The organism is Chloroflexus sp., from assembly GCF_034432675.1.
GTDB lineage: Bacteria > Chloroflexota > Chloroflexia > Chloroflexales > Chloroflexaceae > Chloroflexus.
Map to the genome: position 1 here is coordinate 1 of NZ_DAOUBI010000107.1, position 8,041 is coordinate 8,041.

Genomic DNA, 8,041 nt, shown 5'->3' on the forward strand with positions numbered 1-8,041 from the left:
CCTGATAGGGTAGAGGTTGGGTTCGATCATCTGTCCTGGCCGTCCGTGAATGCCGCCAGGGGCGGGAGCTTGCGCCTGGCTTCTCCCTTCAGCACTAGTACCGGCACCATGCGCACCGGAGGCGCACACTCCCAGCTCCCGGCTGGGGAGCACGCCCGTCATCACGACCCCGACCCGCTCCGGCACGCGGGCAATGCAGTATTCGACTTATGGGTAATGCATAGGTTGTACAAGCGGTGGGGTTGCGGCAGGAGAAGATTCATCTGTCATCGATCCACGCAAACATCACGGATCAGCGCGAATACCGTTCATGCTCAAAATGTCACGTGCCGCATGGTTTGGAGTGCGGAAGCCAGGCTTCTGCACTCACCGTAGTTCTTTCCTGGTGGGGTAGCTCACTCCTGAACCAGCGCACAACAGCGGAGGCACTCTGTAACGGTGACTCCGGCTGGTAGTGGGTTCAAGGACGGCTAGAAAATATAAGCTAACCCAAGTTGCTACCTACGCTGTGAGTAGGCCACGAAAGACTACCTGCTATGATAAACAGCGCGACGCTGCGCACAGCATCGTGCAACGTACCTGAACGGTATGCATCGTCTGGGTCGCAGCCAGTTCCGTAGACCCACTACGTCACGCACATCTGTTGTTGCCCATCCTCCGTGTCTCTGTGGTGATATAAGGTGGCGACTCGGGTGACGATCTATCCGCGTTCATCCGCTTCACCCGCGTCCATCCGTGTTCCATCCCTCCCCCGTAGCGCTCAACGACTCGCACCGCTGTGGTGACGTAAGGTGGCAACTTAGATTAAGCTAACACAATGCCTCCTCATCACCTCATCAGGAGAACCTGGATCAGACTGCTGCACTCCCCTCTCTCGTAGTGCAAGAGAAGGGTCAGGCTGATGGCGTTCAGCGCATACCCAAACACTATTCCCCGTACGCGCTCTCATGCTCTGTTGACATCCAGCGTGAGCGGGTTAGTGTAGAAGCGTGTTGCAGAGCACTGCTGGAAGCAGTGCAAGAACGACACGCTAACCACGCATCATACTGGTGCTGCCCCTCACACGACTGCCCATGAACTGGCTCATGCACCCGTGTTACCCGCCAGTGGCTCACTGGTGGGTTAACACGGGTCTGAAACCTGCATGATATACCGTGTCAGTCAAGATTTGATATAACCCGGCGTCATACCACGACAGTCACCCCTGAACCGATGCTCCTGGCGCATTGGTTCAGGGGTGACCCTATCTTGCGGAGACCAGGACTACGCTGCGTTCACGGAAGACCAGATCGCGTCATCGGTAGTACAAAGACGCGGCTGTGTCCAGCGCACTGTATGTCTCCCGCCAGCATCTGATAGCGGCTATTCGACAACACCGGACTACCTCCTCGTCTTCATCTCCTGCGCTTACCGGATTACCTCTGCTAACCCAAGAGATACAGGATGTTCCTCGTGCTGAAGAGATAAAAGACGGGTGACTAGATTATACTTTTTGCCAACTTTTTATTTAGATTAAATAATATTTTTACTGGTTATTTTATAAAAGTGTCGTATAATTAATTGTGCAATATCAGCGACTTTATGTTAATTGAAGTTGCAAAATAGTTAAAATATCATTAAAGTCAATAAAATTCGTAAAAATTATATCCTTCATCGTTCATGAAGACATCGAATACGAATAATGGCGCGAAAGGTAAATACATGGTTTAGAACAAATAACCTGAAAACGCTGATTTTCACAAACAAACCTACAAACCATTTGCTGTTCAGCAATGGTTTACGGTGTTGTTGTGAAATTTGCAACTAATTTCATCCACGACCACGGGGCAGGGCACTGTTCTGGTCGCAGTACGTATGTCGGGATTAGAGAAGGGTTCAACATTAGAAGGAGGTTCGTAATGGCAGACCAAAAGCAATCACGGCAACTGAGTTTCGAGATTCCCCTCGATGCAAGCAGCGTTGATGATTTCTCTCCTGAGACGCCGGTCAAAGTCGTGGTTGAGGGTACCGGTAACATTTTGCACTCTTCAGTGGCTCGTTTTGATAAAACGGGCAGAGCGATAGTCCGCGTTGAACTGAGTGGTGCTCCTGATACCCTGAACATCATCGTTGGTCCAGCCGATGCTGAGGACGAGGATTTGCCCCGTCTCCAAACCATTAGCCGCACTATATCAGCGCGGACGTTGCAGGAGCGCCAGTTTAAGCTGGAACCGATCTCGATCTCAACTTACTACTGGCATTGGTGGCGACGCTGGTGTCGCTATTTTGTGATCACCGGTCGGGTTGTCTGTCCTGATGGAAAGCCGGTCCCTGGGGCACGGGTGTGTGCCTTCGATATCGACCGCTGGTGGTGGTGGTCCAGTCGCCAACAGGTGGGGTGTGATACGACCGATGCCAATGGTGCGTTCACCATTAAGTTTCGCTGGTGTTGTGGCTGGTGGCCATGGTGGTGGTGGCGGATTCGCTACTGGCAACTTGAACCCTGGCTCGTCGATCTGTTACGCCCGATTGTCGAGCAGGTACCCGATTTTCCTATTCCCATCCCCGATCCGCGGCCCTCACCCACTGTCTTTGCGCCATTGCTGGAACGCGATGGTCAGGCAATGGCCCTGGTGAGTCAACCATTCGATACAGCCGTGTTGCCAGCACTGCGTGAGAAGCTACGCACACGTCTGCCACATATCCCCGAACTTGAACAATTGCGCATCTGGCCCTGGGCACCCTGGCAACCATGGTGGGATTGTACACCGGATATTATCTTTCAAGTCACCCAGCAATGCGAAGGTCAACTCAAAGTCATCGTTGACGAGACTATCGCCGACACGCGCTGGAATATTCCCACGAATATGAGTGTGACGCTGGTCGCTAACGAGACAGCGTGTTGCATTGACAATCCACCTCCACCTGAAGGCAACTGCGTTGTGGTAGGGAATGTTTGCAATAGCCTGAGCAACAATATCGGTGGGAATATAGGAGCCATCGCAGCGCCGGCTGGTTATGTGAATCCGAATGTCGCAGCCCTGCACGGTGATCGCCCCTTTGCCGGTACGGTATCAATTGGCGGGCAGTTTGGCAGTGCGGCGATGGTTGATTTCTACGAATTTGAATGGGCGACCAGTCCAGGTGGGCCGTGGCAACCTATGCCACCCGCAGCAGTTGGGAATTTTACGCGCACCTTCTGGGGGCCGGCACTGCCTGCGGGGCCGGTTGACTTCCATACGATCCCGGTCACTTTCACCCCGATCAGCGGACGACTGGTTGCTCCTTCACGGACATTCTTTGAGGCAAACAATGGTCCTGGGAGCTGGGGACTGAGCCGTTTCTGGGTGAGTAATCCCAATCTGCTACTCCAGTGGCTTACTACCAATACCTTTGCCGATGGTACGTACTATTTGCGCCTGGTCGGTTATCAAAACACTGGGACAGGAGCCAATCCGCAATTGGGTAATCCACAAATCCTGCCTATCTGCAATACCGATCACGAGAACTACCTAGTGCTTACCATTGACAACAGTACCAGCAATCTTGAGCCGGCAGCCGATATTGTCGAAGTACGCATTAATGACAATCCGGCTAGTCCTTGTGCCAATATTATCGCCAACAGTGGCGGCACACTTGAGATTGATTTTATCGCCTACGATGTCGATGGGCATCTGGCGTTCTACACCCTCGAAGCGACCTACGGCAAGAACGGTCGCGTCAATCTGCTGACGTGTCCGGGAGCCACGCTAACGCCTATCTCCCTGCCGCCAACTGCTCCCGCTGCCGATCAGGTTGGTTCCGATTACGGAGCAGCACGTAGCCAGGGTGCAACCGCACCACACTGGCGTGGTGGGGGATTGCGCTTAACCATTCCTGACCTGCGCTGCGCCTTTCCGATCACATGCTGCTATCAAATCGAGTTGCGAGTCTACAAGCGTACCATCGTCAATTGCAACTACGATTATCACCCGCGGAAGCTCAGTTTCTACAGCCTGACGGTTGCCGTCTAGGAGAGCGGTGAGTGCGTGTTAGCCGGTACGGCATTCTCTACCGAATCGGCTAACACCACTCGCTACCGCTGAATATCAGGGATTGCTGTTATGTCATGGCTTAGCCTGATCATTGCGATAGGTGCCGTCTGGCGCATCACCCATCTCTTTCATGCTGAAGATGGCCCGTGGGCGATATTCTTGCGCTTGCGACAGTGGGCAAGCGGGAGTTTTTTGGGTCAGGCACTCGCTTGTTTCTATTGTCTGAGCCTCTGGTTCGCACTCCCGGTCGCCCTGTACTACGCGCCAACATGGTTTGAAGCAGGATTGTACTGGCTGGCATTTTCTGGTGGCGCTATCGTTATCGAGCGAGTTAGCGCTCCAAAACCAATTGTCTATGAGATACCATCTCAGGGAGGTTATGATGACATGCTGCGGCAAGAATCGAGCCTGGACACCGTTCACAACCGGCACAACGACCAGCCCTGCGCAAACAACAGGTGATCAGCGTTTCACCGCTTTCTGCGAATACACCGGTCATGCGGCGCTGATCGTCATCGGCCCGGTAAGTGGTCGCATCTACCGCTTCAACTACCGCGGTGCTCGTCTCCCCATCGATCTGCGTGATCGCCCGTCACTTGGGCAGATTAGCCAATTGCGGATAGTCGATCACCGGTAAGTGCACCGTTACGGACCTGGCACTCGCCGCAAAAATGTCGCTTTTGATAACGCGGGGCGAGACAGGACGCATAGCCATACATGTAGCACAGGCTGTAACCTGTGCTACATTCCTTGCGTGATCGGGTTTACGTTATTAAGGTCTGACGGATCACCTCATCGACAGTACGAGACGGCGTCTGTCCGCCATCTCCCATGTCTGTCGCCGACATCTGATACACCCTGCCAACATACTCAAGATCAGCCGTTACACCGGACTGATAATGCCCAAGCCAGCAGGATGGGTTGCGTTGAAGTGTACTACACTAATTGAAAAACCCTGACGGCCTCGCTGGCGCCTATCAGCAGCTTTTGTGTTTACAGGAAACGTTTTCTGGGCGACTGTGCCACGCACGTATTAGAGATGCCGGTCATCTATGACATGATCCTGAGATTTACAGATTCGTGCAACCGATAGCTGCAAATTCACCAACATGACTCGTATAATGAGATAGCATCCCATCAAACAACAATCAGACCAGCATCATACCGGGTTGGTCCGATTGAAAAAAACTGAGAGCAACCTATGCCAGACACAACAACCATCCTGCGCCGTGATCCCAACACCGGTACCGCCAACTTACTCGCTTTCGCCGAATGGCTGGCGCAACCGACTACGTCGTGTGGTATCATCGATATCCAGTTACCTCATCCACCGACTGCAGCAACGTTACGCTGGCTGGCCCTCTTGTTGCGTGAAGAGCTGGCCGGAACAATCTACCAACCGGGGAACACCCAATTTGTGATCGTGGTTCCACCAGGCGCTCCGGCAACACAGGTTGCGCAGATTGAACGGTTACAGACACTCTTGCACCGGCAGGCACAGCGTCTCGATCTGAACACAATACCGGTTATTCGCTACCATCACATTCCCGCTGAAAGTGATCCGGCGACGATTCTGCAGTTTCTGATCCCTGATACTGCCGATTCGGGGACACTGCTCAACCGATTGATTGCCCAACTCGCAGCGTTAGGGTCTACGCTCAATAATCAGCATCAATTCGATCTCGACCCGGTTACCGGTTTGCCAAATAGCTTTGCTGCCCGGCAACGCCTTGAGGAACTGATTCTGACAGCGCAAAGACAAAGTCAGGCGTGTAGTGTGTTGCTGATGAATGGTGATGACCTTCGTCGCTACAACGAAATGAGTTACGCTGCCGGCGATCAGATGATCCGCGATCTGGCTACTATCCTCCGTGAACAATTACGACCGAGTGATTTTCTCGCTCGCTGGCAGACGGGTGACCAGTTTCTGGCCGTGTTACCCAACACCGGTGTGAGTGGGGCGGCTGCATTGGCCGAACGATTACGCCAACGTGTCATCGAGAGATCACAGCTCTGGCCGTTGCCGATTACCATCTCAATTGGGATTGCATCCATCCCTCAACACGGCCATACTGCTGGAATTGCGCTGCACATTGCTGCCGCAGCGCTTTCGCAGGCGAAAGCCGCCGGCAAAAATCGGATTGTTGTCGGACGACCCGACTGACTGCCGGCACAGGTAGTAGTATACCGACAAAACGTAAATCAGCGTGGTACAATAGAGAGCAATGATTAATCTACACTGATGCGGTTGCGGTAGGCGTCTATGGCAATAATCTTTTATCGTGATATGGAATTGAACTGCCGTAGTTGTGGAGCAACGTTTATCTTCACTGCCGGCGAACAGGAATTCTACGCTGATAAAGGCTTTCTCAACGAGCCGACACGCTGCCCAAAGTGTCGTAATCGCCGCGAAAATCAGCGTCGTCGTCTTGAACCGCCTGCTGAAGATGATGAGTCGTGATCTCCTCCCACCGGCGACAACTCGCTGCCTGGTCAATTAGCATCCTGATCGCAGGCATTGCGGGATGGCTTGCACTTCGCCCCGATCCCTACGATGCGCTACGTCAGGGAGATACCCTCTTCGCTGCTGGTCACTACCGTGCCGCACTTAATCAGTATGCAGCCCTGGCAAATGTGTTGAGTGAAGCAGATCTGCGACGTGGTATTGTACTCACGGTACGCGGTGAAACCGATCTGGCCCGGCGGGCATTCGCTGCTGCTATTCAGACCGGTCTGCGGCCGGCAGAATATCAGCTTGCTGTACTCTACCTGGGGCAGATAGCCTTGCTGGAGGGTGACCCTGCAACAGCACGTCGCACCTGGCAGACATTAACCACCTGTCTTCCCAATCGTTGTGCCATCCGTGATCTATTGCTGGCCGACGATGATCTGCGGTCAGGCCGATTTGACGCAGCCTTTGCCGTGTATCAATCGGTGGCGACGGATCAATTACCGGCAGACTGGGCTGCAATGGTAGGGGAACGGCTAACACTACTCAATGCTCTACACAATCCAAACCACGAAACGCCGGTGAAGCTACGAGCGTCTGTTGTCCCTGCCGATCCCTTCTTGCATCCACTCCTGCCACCTCAGGCAAGCTCCGAAACGCTTTCGACTGCACTTATAGCCGATCCGGCTGCACGACCACAACTACTCGGCCAACTGGCACTGGAATTGGGATACGATCATCTGGCCCTCGCATTCTTCGCGCAGGTCGATCCAGCAGGTGCCCATGGGTTGAGTGCAACCATCTATCAGGCCTACGCTCACTTGCGTCTGGGGAACCAGCAACAGGGGATAGTACAACTCGAACAGCTTGCTGCGGCGCATCCTGACGATGTCCGGATCGGGGCATTGCTCGCAGTCGCCTATATTCGTACCGGCGACCTCTCGGCAGCGGCCGCTCGCCTGCAACAGATTCAGTCTCAGCATCATACCGGACCGGCCATTGCCTTGGCACAGGCGGGATTAGCTTTTACTCAACGTGACTTTGTAGCCGCTGCCGATGCCTACGAACAGGCAGTCATTACTGCTTCACCAGATGAGCGCGGCCGTTATCTGACATTAGCCGCTCGTTTTCATCTTGATAGCGGCTTCGAGCGTTGCAGTAGTGGCATTCTCGCAGCGCAAGCGGCAGTCAATAACTTGCCTACCGATCCCGAAGCCTTAACCATCCTGGCCGGTACCCGCTACTATTGCGGCGATCTGAGAGGTGCGTTAGCCGCAGCCGATGCAGCCCTGACCGCAGGTGGTGGCGTCGAAGCACGTTTCTACTACGGGTTAATCCTCTGCGCTCAAGGCGATCTGAGTCGCGGACGTGCTGCTCTTGAAGCGGTTGCCGATCAGGCACCGGCCAGTATCTGGCGACAACGAGCCGAAACTGCGCTTGAACTACTGGGTACGTAGTGCTGATGGTGTGAGAGGTGGATCAGTGCTTTACCGATTCCTGAAGTGATCTAGCGGGTACGTTGCCTGTGATTGCTCTGCCACTTGACAAGCTGACGACCTTCGAGTATACTACGCAGCGT

Annotated in this window: 5 protein-coding genes; all 5 read left to right on the plus strand. The window is 53.9% G+C overall.

Annotated elements, in window-relative coordinates; genetic code table 11:
* The first annotated feature begins 1,898 nt into the window (after positions 1-1,898).
* The gene (locus VAE55_RS07875) at positions 1,899-3,992 is read left to right on the plus strand and encodes a carboxypeptidase-like regulatory domain-containing protein (RefSeq protein ID WP_322815239.1); all 2,094 of its coding nucleotides are present in this window, start codon (positions 1,899-1,901) and stop codon (positions 3,990-3,992) included.
* A 400-nt stretch (positions 3,993-4,392) separates the two neighbouring features.
* Entirely contained in the window at positions 4,393-4,650 is a 258-nt protein-coding gene (locus tag VAE55_RS07880; protein WP_322815240.1) for a hypothetical protein, read from the plus strand.
* A gap of 564 nt (positions 4,651-5,214) precedes the next feature.
* A complete protein-coding gene (locus VAE55_RS07885) occupies positions 5,215-6,177 on the plus strand; it encodes a GGDEF domain-containing protein (RefSeq protein WP_322815241.1) in 963 nt (320 codons plus the stop codon).
* Between the two features lie 99 nt (positions 6,178-6,276).
* Complete coding sequence (locus VAE55_RS07890) at positions 6,277-6,474, plus strand: zinc-ribbon domain-containing protein (RefSeq protein ID WP_322815242.1); 198 nt, start codon at positions 6,277-6,279, stop codon at positions 6,472-6,474.
* Positions 6,471-7,919, plus strand: coding sequence for a tetratricopeptide repeat protein (locus VAE55_RS07895; protein WP_322815243.1), 1,449 nt, complete (start codon positions 6,471-6,473; stop codon positions 7,917-7,919). The genes VAE55_RS07890 and VAE55_RS07895 overlap by 4 nt, the downstream gene beginning before the upstream one ends.
* The last annotated feature ends 122 nt before the right edge of the window (positions 7,920-8,041 follow it).

Coding starts and splice junctions, on each gene's coding strand:
- VAE55_RS07875 (WP_322815239.1), top strand. CDS start 1,899: ATGGCAGACCAAAAGCAATCACGGCAACTGAGTTTCGAGATTCCCCTC.
- VAE55_RS07880 (WP_322815240.1), top strand. CDS start 4,393: ATGATGACATGCTGCGGCAAGAATCGAGCCTGGACACCGTTCACAACC.
- VAE55_RS07885 (WP_322815241.1), top strand. CDS start 5,215: ATGCCAGACACAACAACCATCCTGCGCCGTGATCCCAACACCGGTACC.
- VAE55_RS07890 (WP_322815242.1), top strand. CDS start 6,277: ATGGCAATAATCTTTTATCGTGATATGGAATTGAACTGCCGTAGTTGT.